Source organism: Cohnella sp. GCM10020058 (assembly GCF_042683485.1).
Classification (GTDB): Bacteria; Bacillota; Bacilli; order Paenibacillales; family Paenibacillaceae; genus Cohnella.
Window position 1 is genome coordinate 322940 of sequence record NZ_JBHUJV010000025.1, and the last position, 18838, is coordinate 341777.

Consider the following 18838-nt stretch of genomic DNA (forward strand, 5'->3'; position numbering starts at 1 on the left):
GCCGCTTCGGCGGATGGCCTTCCTTCAGCATGAAAAGCTTCAACGATTCTCCGCCGTCGCCCGCCGATGCGGAGAAATTGTTTTTTAGGATTCATGTCGGCCCGAGCTCGGAAAAGAATCTGACCGGCTCGCTGACGGTGAAGTGAAAGCCGAAAAAGCCGGCTAACGTTACTCGAAGCTAGTGTGCTCGGGGCTGAGATAGCCGGAAAAACCGGCTAACGGAGCCGGGACTAGTGTGCTCAGGGCTAGATAGCCGGAAAAACCGGCTAACGGAGCCGGGATTAGTGTGCTCAGGGCTGAGATAGCCGGAAAAACCGGCTAACGGAGCTCGAAGCACCGGTTTAGTGGGGGGAGCACCCTCGCTATGGCGGGATAGCGGAACGATCTTCCGCTAAGTGCCTCGTACACGCTCGCTGTGGTGGGATAGCGGAACTTATTTCCTTTAAAGTAACTTTGGCACGCTTGCTGTGGTTGTATAGCGGAACGATCTTCCGCTAAGTGCCTCGTACACGCTCGCTGTGGTGGGATAGCGGAACTTATTTCCTTTAAAGTAACTTTGGCACGCTTGCTGTGGTTGTATAGCGGAACGATCTTCCGCTAAGTTACCTCGTACACGATCGCTGTGGCAAGATAGCGGAACTTATTTCCGCTAAGGCACCTTTTGCCCCCACGGCGAGATAGCCGGAAAGACCGGCTATCTTGGGCCCGAAGCGCCTGCGGCACGCGCGTTCATTCCGCAGGGACGTTCACCTGCGCGTACAGCTTGCGGTACTGGCCGGGGGTGTAGCCGGTCTCGTTTTTGAATTTGCGGATGAAGTTCGGCGCGTCGAGGTAGCCGACCCGCTCGATGATCTCCTTGAGCGGCGCGCTCGTGGTGACGAGCTGGCGCATGACTTCGTCCGTACGCAGCCGCCAGATGTACTGGGAGAAGGTCATGCCCATCTTCTCTTTGAAGCTGCGGCTCAGGTACGAGGTCGAGACGGAGTATTTGAGCGCGATATGCTCGAGGCTGAGCGTGTAGTCGGCGTACTGGCTGTCCACGTATTCGACGATGTTCTCGATGAGCGACTGCTGCTCGGTCTCGGTATTGCGCTCGACCTGACGGCAGATTAACGACGACAGCTCGATCAGCCGGCTCTCGAGCTCCTCGAGCGTCTCGAACGAGGTGAAGCCGGGAATTTTGTTCATCACGCCTGTCATGCCGTACTCCGACGCGGTGCGCAGCAAGGCGTTGAGCAGATCGAAGCAGACGCAGCGGAGCAGGGAGACGGACAGCTTCACGCCGCGGATCTCCGCCACGAGGCTCTGAATCGTTTGCGCGGCGACCGCCTCGTTGCCCTGCTTAAGGCTCTGCTCAAGCTTCAGCATCGACTTCTTGGGCAGCCAGAACGCGTCGCCCGAGGCGTGCTCTTGCTGAGCCAGCCCCTCGAAGTAGGTGACGCGGCCCTGCTCGCCCATCAGGCGGAACTGCAGCGCCGTCGCCGCCTCGATGAACGACTGGTTCAGCTCGCCCAGGCTGTCGTACGCCGTGCCGACACCAAGCGAGAGCTGCTGCCGCAGCTCGTCGCCGAGGTGCAGCAGCACGGCGCCAACGACCTGCTCGACGCGCTCTTGCACGGGCTGATCGCCCTCGGCGCTTAAGCTAACCATCAGCGCGAACCGCTCCGACGGGGAGAGGTCCACGCCGTAGGCGCTCGCCCCCAGCTCGGAGAACCTCGCCTCGCGGAACCGCTCGGCCAGCTGAGCTACAATCGCGCGCGAAGACGCAGGATCGGGCAGCTCCTCCCAGGTGAGGATGACGGAGAAGCAGAGGCTTTTACCCGGCGTCAGCTCCAGACCCGCGCTTTGCACGAGCCGCTCGATCTCAGGATCTTCGGGCTTGCCGTGCTTCAGCAGCAGGAGCAGGCACTGATTGCGCACATACGGCTGCTGCATATCGGCCCGCGCGCTGTACTCGTGAATCGTATGGCGGATCCAGTCCCACTCGTTGCGGCTGTCCGTGGCTTCTGTGGCACCGGTGTTTCTCAGCTTGACGAACTCCATCAGATTTTTAATCGGGTGATACTGCCTTCTGGCCAGCACCATGGCCGCCGCGATGCCGATAAGGCCGACGAGGCAAAAGACGATCAGGATCAGCGACTTGATATGTGCGACCCGGCCGAAAAACTGGTGGCTCGGCATCGTCGTCACGTAGGTCCAGCCGTTGGTCTCGGACTTCACCGCCACGACGGACTGCTGCTTGCCGTCCAGCGTCAGGCTGTGAATACCGGTCGACAGGGACGCAATCCGGTTCAGGCCGGCCCGGTCCATCGTTTCGCCGTGACTGGTGCCCGTCAGCTTGTTGCCCTGCGCGTCGAAAATATAGCTGCTGCCGGAAAAATCGTTCAAGATCGAAGCCATCATGCCGGTCAGATTCGATTCCTTCATCAGGTAGATGACCGTGCCGTACGGAAACGGATTGTTCGGCTTGATCGGCACGAGCAGCGTCAGCATCGATTCCTGGCGGGCGTTGATTGTAACCTGCTCGGCGGGACGCATGATCGGCTGGATCGCGGTGTTCATCTCGCGCGCCAGCTCCTGCCTGCTCGCCTGGCTGAACTGGTAGGTGCTCCCGAACGCCACGTCGAGATTCATCAGCCCGCGATAGGAGTAGACGACGGGATCGTCGCGGAAATAGAGAAAGAGATCCTGCAAAATGCTGCTGCTCGCCTTATAGTTCGCCAACGTTTGAATGGCTTCCATTCCGTAGTAGTCGTGATGCACCATGTAGGAGGTCAGATGCTCGTCATAGGTGATCCGTCCGGCAATCTCCTGCAGCTCGGCAATGCGGCCGTCCAAGGTTCGCTTGACTTGATCCAGCTGATTGAGGTTGGATTGCTCGATCTCGGTGCGGAGGCTGCGAACGGCGCTCTCGTAGACGGAAGCCGTCACGCCGGTCAGCGGGATCAGGAAGATGAGGATGTAAGAGAGCGTGTATTTTAAGAGCAGCTTGGATTTAAAATGGCTCCAGTTCAGACGCATGCGAGAAACGAAAGCTCGCGTGTCCGTCAAGTTCAACATCGACATCGCCCCTTGCATCAATCTCGTTCGACGGAAGCGAGTTCCGTTTTCGTTATCGTTCATCGTCTTCATTTAAACATTATAACGATATCAATCATTATAACGATAATATAGGCGTCAAGGGAAGGAAAACGATTTCAAATCTAAAGGAGCGTGCCACATGGCAACGATTATCTTTTACGACGCGGGGTTCCCCTATGAGGGAGCGGCACCGGACGAAGCGGCACTAAGCGAGCTGGATCGCAGCTGCCGGGTCGTCAATGCGGCAGGATTGGCCGAGGCGCTGGAAGCGGAAGATGCGGGAACGTTCGTGCACCTGCACGGACCGTATTTTCCCAGGGAAGCCTGGCCGGCGATCTCCCGTCATCTCAGAGCGGGCAAAGGCTGGGTTCACGCGGGCGGCGCACCGTTCAAGCGGCCGGTCGGCCTGACGGCGGAAGGCTGGGTTGCCGAACCTGAGATGACGGCCTACCATCAAGAGATTCATATCCACGAAGCGCTGGTAGCGGACGGTACCCGTGCCGCCTCGCTGCGGCACAATCCGGAGCGACCGCTGCTGGCGGGCAGCGAAGCGTTGTTCGACATCGGCGAAACGTACGGCCTTGTACTGCACGTGACGCATGAGCGCGACCAGTTGAACCAGGCGACCGGCTCCTCCGGGCCGATGAACGCCTGCATCCAGCCGCTGCTCGTCGGCGTAAGCGCCGAAGGCCGCGAAGTGACCGCGCCGGTCGTGCTGCTCGAGCGCTTCCGCGGCGACTATGCCGGTGGCCGATGGCTGCTGGCGAACCAGCGGCTGAAGGTGCGGTTCTGGTCCGGCGGCGGTGCCGCTGCGCTGCTCCGCTGGGCGGCCTACTGCGAGGCCGGCGTGACCGAGCTGTGGCTGAAGCCAAGCTACGCGGCGTACCACGCGGACGAAACGCCGCATCTGACGGTGCAGGCGCAGCGGATCACCCCGGCTGGGGACATCGCGCGCGAGCCGGAGGAATGGCGGCTGCGGATCTCGCTGCGCAAGCGGGCGGCGCCGGAGCATGAGCGGGAAGCTGCGAAGGAGGCGAAGGCGGCCGGGCTGAACCAGGATACGCAGGCAGTCGCTTCGCAATCGTGCCCAGCCGCGCAGACGGCGTCGTCCGAGTCGGACGACCTGTACGCGAATCCGCCATTTGCGGCGACCACGTCGAGTCCGGACGCATCGGCTGCGATGTCCGCCGTTGATGCGCTCTGGTACGAGGAGCTGAACCTGACTGCGGGAAGCGAGATCGCGTACGTGAACTTCGTGGCGCCTGTGACGCTCGAGCCGGGCAGCTACGCGATCGCATGCGAAGCCGTGTCCGCCTCGGGCGAGCGGCGCCTGCTGCACCAGGGCTTCTGGTGCTACGACCGGGAGCTGCTGCGGCGCGGGGCGCCGCTGGCTGCCGGACGGGATTATTTCATCAAGGATGGCAAACCTTTTCCCGTGGTCGGCATGACCTATATGGCGTCGGATACGGGCCGCAAGTTCATCAACCTGCCGAACCCCGCGATCTGGGATCGCGAGATGGCGACGATGAAGCGGGCCGGCATCAACTGGATCCGCACCGGTATGTGGAGCGCCTGGCGGCACCTGATGTTCGAGGACGGGCATGCCTCCGAGGAGCAGCTGCGCGCGATCGACGCGTTTATTTTGACGGCGGCGCGGCATGGTCTGGAAGTGACCTTCACGTTTTTTGCGTTCGCGCCGGAGGCCTGGGAGGGACGCAATCCGTACCTGGACCCGCGCAGCGTTCAGGCGCAGAAACGCTTTATCGCTGCCATCGTCTCCCGCCACAAGGACACGTCGAACGTACAGTGGGACCTGATCAACGAGCCGTCGCTTTTCGACCCGACGCGGATCTTCACGGGTCCCCGGGCGGTGCACGACAAGTTCGAGCGGCAGGCGTTCGGCGATTGGCTGCAGCGGCGCCACGGTACGATCGACCGGCTGCAGGCGCGCTGGAACATGACGCAGGCCGAGCTGCCCGACTTCGCATCCGCGGAGCCGCCTGAGCAGATCGATATCGCCTTTGACATCCACGACGTCAAGCGGCTCAAGAAAAACGGGCGCTGGCTCGACTATACGCTGTTCACAATGGACATGCACAATCGCTGGGTGGAGGCGCTAAGCGCGACGATCCGGACGCTCGTCCCGGGACATCTGGTTACCGTCGGACAAGACGAAGCGCTGGGCAGGGGACCGCGGCCGTCGCCGTTCATGTATGCGCAGAGCGTCGATTACACCAACGTGCATACATGGTGGCTCAACGACCAGCTGCTGTGGGACGGCCTGTTCGGCAAAGACCCGGGCAAGCCCACGCTCATCCAGGAGACGGGTATCATGTACGTGGAAATGCCGGACAACCGCGCCAAACGGACGGAGGAGGAGCTGCGGAACCTGCTGGAGCGCAAGTATGCCTATGCCTTCGCGGGCGGGAGCGCCGGCGCCGTGCATTGGCTGTGGAACACGAATTATTACATGGATAACGTGTGCGAATCCAACATCGGCGCCCTGCGCGCGGACGGCACCGAGAAGCCGGAGGCGGACGTGTCGTACGACTTCGGCCGATTCATCGGAAGGATCTCGGACCTGTTCGAGGACCGCGAGCTCGCAGATGTCGCCGTCGTTTTCCCGTATACGAACGACTTCTCGAGCCGCAGGTTCGCCTGCGAGGCGACGCAGAGCCTGACCCGGGTGCTGGCCTACGACATGAAGGTGCCTTTCTACGGCATCAGCGAGCTGCACCTCGATTCGCTGTCCGCGGACAAACCGCGGCTCATCATCGTGCCGAGCGCGCACAGCTTCAGCGACGAAGCGCTGGCGAAGCTGCTCGGGCATGTCGAGCTGCACGGCGGCACCCTGCTGTTCACCGGCCCCATCGGTCTCGACGCTTACTGGAAGCCGACTTCGCGGGCCGCCGAGGCGGTTGGCGCAGCCTATCGGCTGACCAACCTGTCGCGCGAGGAACAGGTGCGGATCGCAGGCCGCACGTACCGCGCTTCCTTCGGCGACCGCAAGATCGGCCAGCTGAACAAAGAGGTCGTGCCTGGCGCGGACGGCAACGGCTGGAGCCAGACAGCCGAGCTGCTCGTCCGTCCGCTCGGCGCTGGCAAGCTGCTCTGGTGCCCGCTGCCGCTCGAGCTGAACGAACGCACGGATACGCTGCAAGCGTTGTACGCGGCCGCGCTGCAAGAGGCGCAGGCGGGATGCGGCGCAATGGCGTGGGTAGAAGGCGGCGACCACCCGGGCGTCTATGGCACGAAGCTGACTTTTAAGCACGGAAGCTTGTATATCTTCATCTCGGAATCCGGCGCCGACTGCGAAGTCGCGATCAGGGACGGGGAGACGAGCTACCGCTTCACCGTGCCGAGCGAACGGTCTGTGCTGTTTGCGACGGACACGCAGGGCGGGCTGATCGCCACGTACCGGGATACAGTCGTGAGCCAATCCGGCCAGGTTGCTGGAGCGGAGGAGAAAAAGGCTGCGGGTGCGCTGAGTTAGGCTCCGCAGCCGGGTTGTCCGACATTGATGCGAAGCGCTTGCCCATGGGGCGAGCGCTTTATTTTTGATAAAAATCTCAGATTTAAGCCGGATAAATCGGTTTAATACATTTCTCAAAGACGATAGTAGGCGTTCAAACAGGTTGCAAGCCGGAGTCATAGACTATTTTTAATAGACTATTATCTAGGGGGAAACACATGTATCGGCAACTTCGCGCCATCGGCATCGCTCTCTTAGGTTTTATGGTCACTGGGTCGGTCGGACTGTCCGCGGGATCCGCGCAAGCTGCGTCGGCGGGGAAGACGGGGGCTGCGAAGGCGTCTGCATCGATCGCGGCTGCATCGATCGCCACCGCTTCTTTCCAGGACAAGGACGAGCAGGCGGGAGAGATCGGCGGCATTTTATACGTGAACGAGGGCGGAGAATCGGCGGCGAAGAGCTACGAGGCCTATCTGCTGGACGATAAAGGCAAGCGCTACGGCAAGGCGATCGGTCTATACGCGCCGGAGCGGCATGCGTTCATCATTCCGGACGATACGAAGGTGACGGGCAAAGCGGCCGCGATCGGGGTTTTCAACGCGTCCGACAGCGGCAAGTCTGTGGCCGTACCGGTCGCGAAGGCTTCTCTGAGGGATTATCCGGCGTACCTGGTGGGAGAGCTGACTTACATAGACGCCAATCCCTATACAAGCGCGTGGCCGGCGATCAGCTGGAAGGATCCGGCGGACGGCTCGAACTACGACGGCTACCAGATTCAGTATCCGGGCGGCGTAAAAAAAGTGGCGAAGTCGTCAACCGGACGCTATAAGCTGCCGCTGCCGAATCTGAACATTCTCGGCGAAGTACAGGTTGTGCCTTACCGAAACGGGGACGTTTTTGAATACAGCGCCAGCGCGACCGTGCAGTCCTACGACGATATCCGGAACGAAGCGGCGAGTTGGATCAATCCGGGCGATGTAAATTCTGCCATTTCGCCTGTGTCTGATATTCACTTCAAGCCGGTCCTCTCCGGCGGCAAGACGCGCGTATCCGGCGAGCTCAGCTGGTACGACGCGGACAGCGCGAATGCGGTGAACTACGTCGTGTACAGCGCGGACGCGAACGGCGTGCCGTTGCAGCCGCTCGTCGACGTGACCAACGACTATCCTTTCGACGGCAAGGCGTACCGCGTGACGCTGCCCGAGTTTCCGCTGAAGGACGTGAGCAGCATCGCAATCTATGCGGTTCGCGACGGCGGCAAGTCGGCGGCGGCTTGGGTGCCGGTCGGCGGCGACCCGGATCCGCTGTTCGTGGATACGGACGCGGAGGCAGGCAAGATCGGCGGCACGGTGCTCGTGAAGCCGCGGTTCCCGGACTACGGCGCAGCGCTCTTCTTCGTGGACGAATGGCGGCAGCCGATGGGCTCGGCAATCGACGTGGTCGAGGGAGAGAGCCGGTACTTCGAGATTCCGGCGGGCACGGTTGTGCCGGAAGGCGCCTGGAAGCTGGGGATTTACGACAACGGCGGGCTCGAGGGAAGCGAGTTCGAGAAGCTGCCGCAGTATATCGGGTTTGAGGATAAGGGAGGGGAATGAACGAATCTTCCCGTAAATGATCATTTATTGCTGAAATCCTTCGTTCCCTTCGTGGAAGTCCAAGTGTCTGCTTGCTTGTCCAACCAATATTCCAGTCTTATCTTTACCTCGTCGTGCGTTAAGAGGCTTCCTTCATCGATATCTTTCTGGCCTTCTTCTATCCTTGAGCGGACGAATTGCGTGTACGCAATAGCATTAATCATGCTGGTATCACCTCCGATTCATTTTATCACACAATGTTTTGGCTTTGTCTGTTGAACCGTTCTTCTGCCCAAGCCAGCTCGAACAGTCCCTCCGTTGACACCGCCTATCGGGTTGGATAGCATGGAAGGAACAGCGTCGAGAGCGGGAGGCACGGAACGGATGCAGGATCAGGTGGGTAACGGTATGCAGGATCGGGCAAGCGGCGTGGAAGAGCAGTCGGCGAACAGGATGCAGGATCGGGCAAGCGGCGTGGAAGAGCAGTCGGCGAACAGGATGCAGGATCGGATTATCGGAAAAGGAAGAGCGCCGTCGGAGGCGGGAAACAGAGCGGACAGCGAGGCGAGCGCGGAGATTCGGGCAGGTGTGCTGGTCATCAGCCACGGCTCGCGCGAGCCGGGTTGGGTGGCGCAGGTGGAAGAAGCCGTCGCCGAGGCGAGGTCTATGCTGCCCGCGGACCTGCCGGTCGCGGCTTCGTACCTGGAGCTAGTCGAAGGCCGGCTGATCCAAGACGGCGTGCGGGCGCTTGAGGCGCAGGGCGTGAACGACATCTACGCGCTGCCGCTGTTTGTCTCGTCGGGCAGCACGCATGTCGACGAGATCGGCTGGGCGCTCGGCGCTTATGCGGAGCCGCGGTGCGAAACGGATCTGGAGCCGGTCGAGGTGACGGCCCGGCTCACCTACGGCCAGCCAATCGGCAGCGATCCGGAGATCGCCCGCGTGCTGGCGGACAAGCTCGGCGCGCGGTCGCGCGAGCCCGCGGCGGAGTGCGTGCTGCTCATCGGGCACGGCAGCGACGAGCCTTGGTTTTACGAGGCTTGGCGCCGGGAGCTGGAGGGGCTGGCGGCAGAGCTCGCGCGCATCGGCGGCTTCGCAGGCGCGGACGCGGCGCTGCTGCGGCCGGACGAGACGGCGGCGCGGATCGCGGGGTTGCGGGAGCGGCATCCGGAGGCGCGGATGCTGGCGGTGCCCGTTTTCCTGAGCGAAGGGTACTTCACCTCTTCGGCTGTGCCTAACCGACTCGCGGGGCAGGACATCGACTATGCCGAGAGCGCCCTGCTGCCCCATCCGCAGATCAGCGAATGGATCGTACACCGGGCGCGTGCCTGGCTCGAAACGCGTGAAGCTGTCTCCCCTTTTTAAACATATATGAAAGTATAATTTGACGGCGAGTGATGGGCAGCTAAGCGCACTTGGAATGCCGGAGCTTCTCGGCGGCTTGCAGGCCCCAAAACCTGCAATTATACATGTATTTTCTGCCAACCGACGGTGCCGAATGAAATACCTGCAAATGTGCAGGTAAATGCAAAGCACGAGCCGGAAATTCGGATGATAGGGCAAAATAACTGCGTTTTTGCATCTATCCGGTTTAAAAGGGCCGACATCGGCTGAAAAAGATGTATATTTGCAGGTATTGCGGCAATAGAACAACACGGGAGACGGTCGGCTGCCCATTTGAAACGGCTGGCAGATGAGTCATGGACAAGGACTCCGCGCGACTCCAGTTTCGGATATCCGCCAAACTTAAAAAAACCGCCAGGGCGATCAGCGATCTTTCCGGAAGGTTTTTCTTACCGTCGGCAATTGTAAATAAATGTTATGCCGCTTGTGACGCAAGCGGCGTTTTTTTGCGGGATTATGTCAGGAACGTGTCAGATGCTGAAGCAGCTGCCGGAAGCCGCGGGGCCGCGTTGACATTGGCTTGACGATTCGCTAGCATGAATAGGTAATAGTGGGAATTGGAACGGATGCACGCGCTTATCCTATAGAGTGATAGAAGAGGGGATTCAAGTTGGATATTGTGAGAGCGCGGTTGATCTATAACCCGACTTCGGGACGCGAGGAGATGCGCAGGAGATTGCCGCAGATCCTGCAGCGGCTCGAGCGGGGCGGGATCGAGACGTCCTGCCATGCGACCGAGGCGGAGGGCGATGCGGTCAAGGCTGCGTCCGAGGCGGTGGAACGGGGCTTCGACATCGTCATCGCGGCTGGCGGCGACGGCACGCTGAACGAGGTCATCAGCGGCATCGCCCCTCACGATCGGCGTCCCGTCATCGGCATTCTGCCGGTGGGGACGACCAACGATTTTGCCAGAGCGCACGGCATCCCGAAGAAGTGGGACGAGGCGTGCGACCTGATCGTCAAGCGCTACGCGAAGCCGGTGGACATCGGTCAGGCCGACGGCAAATACTTCATTAATATCGCGGGCGGCGGCTCGCTGACCGAGCTCTCCTACGAAGTGCCAAGCAAGCTCAAGACGATGATCGGGAATCTGGCCTATTACATACGGGGATTCGAGAAGATCGCGCGGCTGCGTTCCTTTCATATGAAGATCTCGATGGACGGCGTCGGCGAGTTCGAGGACGAGTACATGCTCATGCTGATCGCCAACAGCAACTCCGTCGGCGGCTTCGAGAAGCTAGCGCCAAGCGCCTCGGCGAGCGACGGGATGTTCGACGTGCTGCTCATGCGCAAGTGCAACCTCGGCGAATTCATCCGGATCGCGACGCTGGCCATGCGGGGCGAGCATCTGCAGGATTCGCACATCACGATGTTTCAGACGAACCGGGTGACGGTCGAGTCGGACGCGGACCTGGACATGAACCTCGACGGCGAATACGGCGGGCAGATGGCCCGGACGTTCACGATGCTGCCGGGGCATGTGCGGATCATTATGGACGAGCTTGGGGAGACCAAGTATCACTGACGGTCAGGCGGGACGGAGCGTCTCTGAAGGGCCAAGGAAGATGAAGCATCACTGAAGGGACATTATCTTTATATAGAAGCGGAACCTATGAACGGGGCTGGACAGCATGAGTGACAAGGACAAGCGCGGCGGCTCGCGGGGCAGCGCGGCGAATCGGAGCGGCAGGCACGGGGGCGGCGTCGGACGAGACGTGGGGCAAGAGCCCGCCCGAGCGGCGGACCAAGGCGGCAGGTCTGTAGGCGGCGTCGGGAAAGAAGGGCGGCAGGCGCCTGTTGGTGCGGGCGATCGCGGTCGGGCGAGCGGCGGGCAGCAGGAGCGGGGGCAGTCGAGCGGGGCGACGGTGCGCGCGGAATCGCGCGGACGCGGCGCCGATGGCGGCCGCGGAGCTTCGGTTGCTGATGGAGGCGGTGCGCGGTCGCGGGATCGCCGACAGGGCGAGCGCGCAAGTGGCGTGCGGTCGCAAGTCCAGCCGCAGCATGCGCGTAGTGCCGGCGCGCGGGAGCGCCGCCAGGGCGAGGCGCCGCGCCAGATCGCGGGCGTGCCGGTCGCGGTCGGCGATTCCGTCGTCATCGACATCGTCGGGATGACGCATGAGGGACAGGGTGTGGGCCGGGTGGAGGGCTACACCCTGTTTGTGTCGGGCGCGGTGCCGGGCGACCGGGTGCAGGCCGAGGTGCAGAGCATCGGCAAGTCGTTTGGCCGCGCGCGCATGGCGGCGCTTGTGGCGGCGAGCCCGGACCGCATCGCGGCGCCGTGCGAGATCTATGAGGCCTGCGGTGGCTGCCAGCTGCAGCATTGGGGCTACGCGGCGCAGCTCCGCTGGAAGCGGGAGCACGTCGCGGGCGTGTTGGCGCGCATCGGCAAGCTGCCGGTGGCGCCGCTGGAGGAGGCCGCCGGTGAAGCGGGCGGCCCAGATATCGCGCCCGATGCGGGGCGCGCGCCGGTCGTCGTCCATCCCGTCATCGGGATGGACGAGCCTTGGCGCTACCGCAACAAGGCGCAGGTTCCCGTGGCCGCCGGCATCGGCGGCCATGGACTCATCGGCGGCTTCTTCGAGCAAGGCAGCCACCAGGTTGTGGACATGGAGGCCTGCCTCATTCAGCAGGAGCAAAACGAAGAGACCGTGCGCGCCGTCAAGCGCATCGCCCGGTCTCTCGGTTACTCCGCCTACGACCGCGCCACCGGGCGCGGTCTGCTTCGGCATGTCGTCGTCCGCCATGCCGAAGCGACCGGCCAGCGCATGGTCGTCCTCATCACCAACGGCCGCGACCTGCCGCACGCCGACGAGCTCTGCGGACTCATCCGCGAAGACATCCCCGGCGTCGCGAGCATCTGCCAAAACATCAACACCAGCTCGACCTCCCAGGTGTTCGGCGAAGAGACCCGCGTTCTTTGGGGCGAAGACGTCATCTACGACGAGATCGGCGGCATCACCTTCGCCATCTCCGCGCGCTCCTTCTTCCAGGTCAACCCAATCCAGACCGAACGCCTCTACCGGACCGCCGTCGACTACGCCGGCCTCACCGGCGAAGAAACCGTGATCGACGCCTACTGTGGCATTGGCACGATTACTCTCTTCCTTGCCCGCCACGCCCACCGCGTCTACGGCGTCGAGATCATCCCCGAAGCCATCGAGGACGCCCGCCGCAACGCGCTGCTCAACCACATCAACAACGCCGAATTTGCCGTCGGTCCGGCCGAAGTCATCATGCCGCAGTGGCAATCCGAAGGCGTCGCCCCCGACGTGATCGTCGTCGACCCGCCGCGCAAGGGATGCGATCCGGCGCTGCTGGCTACGATGCTCGAGCTTCGCCCGGCGCGCATCGTTTATGTCTCCTGCGACCCGGCTACGCTTGCGCGGGATCTTCGCGTGCTGGAGGACGGTGGCTATAGGACGGTGGAGGTGCAGCCGGTGGATATGTTCCCGCATACCACCCATGTAGAGTGCGTGTCGCGGTTAGTCAGAACAAGGTAATATGATGACTCCATAAGTTACTCATCAAACAAGAAGACCTTTTTACTAAATTAAAGTTTTAGCTGTGCTATAATCAGACTCAAATGAGACTGATGTAACGGGATGGTGAGTTACATGAATCAAATAAAAGAGCTGCAAAAACTAATTAGACTTACGGGCGATCGGGCAAAATTAGATGCCAAAGCCAACCGGACATATATTGTATATAAGGCAAAAGATGGTCAAATCGTAAAAGAATACTACAACGGAGATGTTGTTCCCGTTTCCGAAGAGGATGTCCCTCATGCATGAGTTGGCACCGATCATGTATGTGTTTGCAGGAAATAACGGAAGTGGAAAAAGCACGATTAGAACTTGATCGTAGATCGGCTTGGAATCAGCATTAACATAGATCCCGATGCTCTTGCACGGGGAATTGATCCTGTTCACCCTGAAAGCCGAAAAGTATCTGCAGGGAAAGACGCCATTAAACTGGCCAGAGATTGTATTCATAACAAACGTGATTTTCAGTCGAAACAACACTCGCTGGAAAAAATGCCATCCGCCTTATGCTCGATGCAAAGGCAAACGAATTTGAGGTTACAATGTTTTATGTCGGTCTGGGCGATTATCATTTGAATATCAAGAGGGTAGCCATTCGAGTGGAAAATGGCGGACATCACATTCCCTCTGAAGATATCATCAGACGGCATCAAACATCTCTTCAAAATCTACTGTCTCACATTCATTTGATCAACCATTTGATCGTTATCGATAATAGTCATACAGAAGGTGAAATTATTCTGAGTGCAACTAACGGTTTAATAACCTCGCAATCGGAATCCCTCCCTCCATGGACTGAAAGCATTATGGAAAAGATAATAAATTCGTAAAAGCAGCCAAGTAGTTTGGCTGTTTTTTGCTTCTGAGATCCTTCAGACTTTGGAACGATAATCACAGTGGGGGAGGGTGAGTTATACCAGAGTTACTAGTTCCTGTTGGAAAATGGATTGTTTTTTTATCTTTTTCTCTTTCTCCTTTTCTGGTTCTACTTGAACTTCCACGACGTCTTGGATTATTGAAACCTCATAGCCATGCTCGATACAAATATCTATAAATTGCTGCATTTTATCTTTTTCTTTCAGGTTGAAGTAGAACTGAGGATCATCGACATCTCCAGAGTGTAAACAATCTTCACAGTATAAATCCGAGTACCGGTGTCCATTCGAAATCCTCCTAATATTTAGTGGTTTTAGCATATCACATGACCGAGGTGAAAAGCTTGCGATTACTTTCAGAGGACTTTTAGATAATTTCGCGGGAGGGGGAGGCGCATCAAACTGATTGGATGGGAATCCTATCGATACGTTCTGGGATGTAAGCGTTCGGAGCTAAACTATCGAAAGGCCCTTTTTGCGCCTAATGATATTTACTTCATCAACCTTTCGAAAAATACGATATTTCATTTTATGATAGTAGGTTTGTGTAGGGCGCGGTGCCGGGCGACCGGGTGCAGGCCGAGGTGCAAAGCATCAACAAGTCGTTTGGCCGCGCGCGCATGGCGGCGCTTGTGGCGGCGAGCCCGGACCGCATCGCGGCGCCGTGTGAGATCTATGAGGCTTACGGCGGCTGCTAGTTGCAGCATTGGGGCTACGCGGCGCAGCTCCGCTGGAAGTGGGAGCACGTCGCGGGCGTGCTGGCGCGCATCGGCAAGCTGCCGGTGGCGCCACTGGAGGAGGCCGCCGGCGAAGGCCGCCGGCGAAGCGGGCGGCCGCGAGATCGCGCCCGATGCGCTACCGCAACAAGGCGCAGGTTCCTATGGCGGCCGGCATCGGCGGCCATGGACTTATCGGCGGCTTCTTCGAGCAAGGCAGCCACGAGGTCGTAGACATGGAGGCCTGCCTCATTCAGCAGGAGCAAAACGAAGAGACCGTGCGTGCCGCCAAGCGCATCGCCCGGTCTCTCGGCTACGCCGCCTACGACCGCGCCACCGGCCGCGGTCTGCTTCGCCATGTCGTCGACCGCCACGCCGAAGCGACCGGCCAGCGCATGGTCGTCCTCATCACCAACGGCCGCGACCTTCCGCACGCCGACGAGCTTTGCGGACTCATCCGCGAAGATATCCCCGGCGTAGCGAGCATTTGCCAGAACATCAACACCAGCGCGACCTCCCAGGTGTTCGGCGAAGAAACATGCGTCCTCTGGGGCAACGATTTCATCTATATCGAGATCGGCGGCATCACCTTCGCCATCTCCGCGCGGTCCTTTTTCCAGGTCAACCCGACCCAGACCGAGCGTCTCTACCGGACCGCCGTCGACTACGCCGGCCTCACCGGCGAAGAGACCGTCATCGACGCCTACTTCGGCATCGGCACGATCACCCTTTTCTTCGCCCGCCACGCCCGCAACGTCTACGGCGTCGAGATCATCCCCGAAGCCATCGAAGACGCCCGCCGCAACGCGCTGCTCAACCACATCAACAACGACGAATTCGCCGTCTGTCCGGCCGAAGTCGTCATGCCGAAGTGGCAAGCCGAAGGCATCGCCCCCGACGTCATCGTCGTCGATCCGCCGCGCAAGGGATGCGATCCGGCGCTACTCGCTACGATGCTGGAGCTTCGCCCGGCACGCATCGTCTATGTCTCCTGCGACCCGGCTACGGTCGCGCGCGATCTTCGCGTGCTGGAGGATGGCGGCTATCGGACTGTGGAGGTTCAACCGGTGGATATGTTACCTCATACCGTTCATGTGGAGTGTATATTGTCATTTATTTTGGAAAAGTAAGGGGTTATGGGTATGCAGATCAGCACGAGAGTGCTGGTCTTTTTCTATGGGAGGATTCGACGAGAAAGGCAAAAAATCTCCAAAATGTGGTACTATTGTGGTGGAGAATTTGATAAGGTCTCGGGCTCGTGAATTCACAGAACGGTAAGTGATCTCCATATAAAAACTCAAACCTGAAAGGATACTCATTCCTATAGAAGCTCAAACTCAATTGTGCTTTTGGGGGTACTTCGTTATTAGTCTTCAAAATGATTTGAAATTGTTTTAGTTTATTTCAATTAAACAAACTCATACTTTGGAGCGAATGCCTGAAAGAGCCTTTGCAGATGTTGAATTAGTATTTTAGGTATTACTTCAATAGGGATTGAAAGCAAATGCCTCGTGCATCTTAGAAAGGAGGTTGCAGAATGAGTTTTCTATTAAATACAGTAAGAGAGGCGTCATATCTTTCTGCTCCTAATAAAGCAGACCGATACCGTCCCATCTGCTATGTTTTCTATCAGAAATACCGTCAGGAATACAGCTCTTATATGTTTCTGGATGATGTGTATCGAGAATTAGTAACGTCAGAACAGTTTGGCCATCATTTTAAGGATTATTCTGAAAAAGAATTGGAAGAAGACCTCAAGGCGCTCGTCAGATGGAATAACCTGATCGTCCATCAAGACGAATCCCACGCGCAGCGAATCGAGGATTTTTACAAACGTAAGAATTATTATGAGGTCACACAATATACGATTTCGCTCGAGCGTACGCTGGAGGAGATGCAGCATAACCTGCAGGCGATTCGTGGTGGATCGTTCGAGCGTGTACTGGCGGACCATATTTTAGAGGACCTGACCAAGCTTCGCAAATGGAGGCCTTCGATTAACGGGACGATGGGTGATATCCGCAATATTTGGCGCGACCTCATGTCCCGGTTTGAAGCACTTCGCAATGGTACTGCAGACTTTTTGTCCCACGTAAACAGTGAACCATATGAACGTCTTATGCGTACAGAGTCTTTTTTGCCGTACAAAGAAAAATTTGTACGTCTATTAAGTGATTTTGTTGTTGGTATTATGGAGAAGAAAGATTTGATCGAGGAGCGCCTCGGATTCATCGACGAGAGTGAAATTGAGCAAATTATCTCCGTGATTGTCTCTTATGAAGCAGAGCAACAATTGGAGGATACATTTGAGGCTGAGCTTGCATCCAAGCGAAGAAGGGCAGAATGGCTTGGTTTTAAAGGGTGGTTCGTGAAGATCAACGGTCGCAAAGCTAGTTCCCGCTTTCTTATCGAACAAACTCGTGGCACTATCCAAAAAATTGTGCGAATTGCTGACCAGATCAGCGATAAATTCAATTACTTTAAAAGCCGAAAGAATGACTATTTGGAACTTGCCCGTATTTTTGCGAACACTTCGGATTTGCGGGACTGCCATATAATTGCTGGCGCAATGTTTGGCGCTTCCACCACAAAACATTTTTTAGTTCCTCGTAAATCTGAGGATGATATTACAAAGCATGTGTGGGAATACGACCCTTTTGAATTGCCGCTTAATAAAAAGACACCTGGAAATCGTAACGGACGCACTAAACTGCCTGTATATGAAGATCCCTTAGCGCAAATGTCTCTGATTCAGGAGCATCTGGAGAAAACACGCTTGGTGCAGGAGCAGTTCAATAGCTTAATTACGGACGGCAAAATTAAATTGGATGAGATCGGTGTTGTGTATCCGGAAGTGCGGGATCTGCTGCTCGAGTTGTTGGGACAAGCCATGACTACAAAAGGCTTAAAAGGCCAAACGGAAGAAGGACTCCAATTTTATTTGAGGCTCCGCTCCAACAACCGCATACGTTTGCGTTCCACTGATGGTACGCTAACGATGGATGACTACGAGTTCGTATTTACGGAGGAATAGCATGGATAAAGATCGGTTAGTGCTGCAAGAGTGTATTGAAGCCTTATTTCATTACCACTGGATTCATCGGGACACGCAGTCGGACCTATACTTTCAGATTCTCGCCCGAAAAGCAGATATTGCCGACATCGTTCGAGAATACTTTGGCTATCGTTTACTTTTACGTAATGAGTTTGTAAAACTAGAGAAAATTCCTGTCTCACCAAAGACGTTTATGGGCATTGTTGACTTCACATCGTCGCTCCACTATATATTTTTCTGCTGTTTTCTTGCTTATTTAGAAGACCGTGGAGAAGATAAGCAGTTTACACTGCATAACGCTTGTGATGCCATCCGAATGTATTATCCTGAAGAAGCGGCCCCTTTCGCTTGGGAGGAGCGGTCGCACCGTAAGGCCTTTATAGAAGTTCTACGGCATTGCGTGAAATTGAGGCTCGTCTATGTCGTGGATCGTAACATTGACGAGTTTCGAGACGATGAGAGGCATGATGTCTTGTTTCAAACCACACCTTATTTTCGTCACTTCACACCGCTTTACTTCTTTGATCTCAGCAAAATCCAAAATCGTAGTCAATTAGAAGAGCACATTGAGAAAGAGATTGTCCATGGCACAACCCCCAGACAACGGCTCTTACGCAGATTCTTTTTAGAATCAGCCGTAGACGATGATGAATTATCACCAGAAGAGGTCAAGTTTTTGGTAGAAGAACTAGAGAGAATGAACGATATGATTTCAGGATCATTTGAATATTGGCACCTCGAGCGGTACCATCGAACGACGATGCTCACCCATGCAGAAAACCGCTACGGAGACTATTATCCAAAAGATGAGCAGATTTCAAATGCAGCTGTGCAATATGCAACCCTCATTTGGGATAAGGTGAACAGCCAAGAAATAACACTCGATTATAACGGCCGTGTTCTGTGCCTGCAATTTGAGGCAATTAATTGGTTTCAAGAAATCAAGAATCTGCACAGCCATGGATGGACCAAATCGTTTACAGAACGGCCCCTTACTGTCATATGGAGAGAGGTTATGGAGTATATGTCTGATTTTCATATGGCAGATGCGTATTCGGACGGACAGGTAGTATTTTATTCCGCCACAGGCCGTGTTACAGGGGATTACGTATCTTAAAT

At 57.4% G+C, this 18838-nt stretch carries 10 protein-coding genes and 2 pseudogenes; 11 read left to right on the plus strand and 1 reads right to left on the minus strand.

Going from position 1 to position 18838, the window contains the following annotated elements:
• Positions 1-729 precede the first annotated feature (729 nt).
• The gene (locus ACFSR7_RS35190) at positions 730-3060 is read right to left on the minus strand and encodes a helix-turn-helix domain-containing protein (protein ID WP_378169302.1); all 2331 of its coding nucleotides are present in this window, start codon (positions 3058-3060) and stop codon (positions 730-732) included.
• A gap of 160 nt (positions 3061-3220) precedes the next feature.
• Here ACFSR7_RS35190 and ACFSR7_RS35195 point away from each other — a divergent pair, with 160 nt between their 5' ends.
• The 11 genes and pseudogenes from ACFSR7_RS35195 (at position 3221) to ACFSR7_RS35245 (ending at position 18836) form a co-directional block, all read left to right on the plus strand.
• Entirely contained in the window at positions 3221-6574 is a 3354-nt protein-coding gene (locus ACFSR7_RS35195; protein WP_378169304.1) for a beta-galactosidase, read from the plus strand.
• 197 nt (positions 6575-6771) lie between these two features.
• Positions 6772-8148 carry a hypothetical protein gene (locus ACFSR7_RS35200; RefSeq protein ID WP_378169305.1) on the plus strand — a complete coding sequence of 459 codons (1377 nt, stop codon included), beginning with the start codon at positions 6772-6774 and terminating at the stop codon, positions 8146-8148.
• A 363-nt stretch (positions 8149-8511) separates the two neighbouring features.
• Entirely contained in the window at positions 8512-9492 is a 981-nt protein-coding gene (locus ACFSR7_RS35205) for a sirohydrochlorin chelatase (RefSeq protein ID WP_378169307.1), read from the plus strand.
• 649 nt (positions 9493-10141) lie between these two features.
• On the plus strand, positions 10142-11056 hold the full coding sequence (locus tag ACFSR7_RS35210; RefSeq protein WP_378169308.1) for a diacylglycerol kinase: 915 nt from the start codon (positions 10142-10144) through the stop codon (positions 11054-11056).
• Between the two features lie 110 nt (positions 11057-11166).
• The gene (locus tag ACFSR7_RS35215; RefSeq protein WP_378169310.1) at positions 11167-11295 is read left to right on the plus strand and encodes a hypothetical protein; all 129 of its coding nucleotides are present in this window, start codon (positions 11167-11169) and stop codon (positions 11293-11295) included.
• Between the two features lie 212 nt (positions 11296-11507).
• Entirely contained in the window at positions 11508-13031 is a 1524-nt protein-coding gene (gene rlmD, locus ACFSR7_RS35220; RefSeq protein ID WP_378169311.1) for a 23S rRNA (uracil(1939)-C(5))-methyltransferase RlmD, read from the plus strand.
• A gap of 114 nt (positions 13032-13145) precedes the next feature.
• Positions 13146-13322, plus strand: coding sequence for a hypothetical protein (locus tag ACFSR7_RS35225; RefSeq protein ID WP_378169312.1), 177 nt, complete (start codon positions 13146-13148; stop codon positions 13320-13322).
• Positions 13315-13903, plus strand: a pseudogene (locus ACFSR7_RS35230) (ATPase). Before ACFSR7_RS35225 ends, ACFSR7_RS35230 begins: the two are co-directional and overlap by 8 nt.
• Positions 13904-14505: 602 nt before the next feature.
• A pseudogene (gene rlmD / locus ACFSR7_RS35235) lies at positions 14506-15794 on the plus strand (23S rRNA (uracil(1939)-C(5))-methyltransferase RlmD).
• A gap of 407 nt (positions 15795-16201) precedes the next feature.
• Complete coding sequence (locus ACFSR7_RS35240; RefSeq protein WP_378169313.1) at positions 16202-17698, plus strand: TIGR02677 family protein; 1497 nt, start codon at positions 16202-16204, stop codon at positions 17696-17698.
• 1 nt (position 17699) lies between these two features.
• Positions 17700-18836, plus strand: coding sequence for a TIGR02678 family protein (locus ACFSR7_RS35245; protein ID WP_378169314.1), 1137 nt, complete (start codon positions 17700-17702; stop codon positions 18834-18836).
• Positions 18837-18838: the final 2 nt, after the last annotated feature.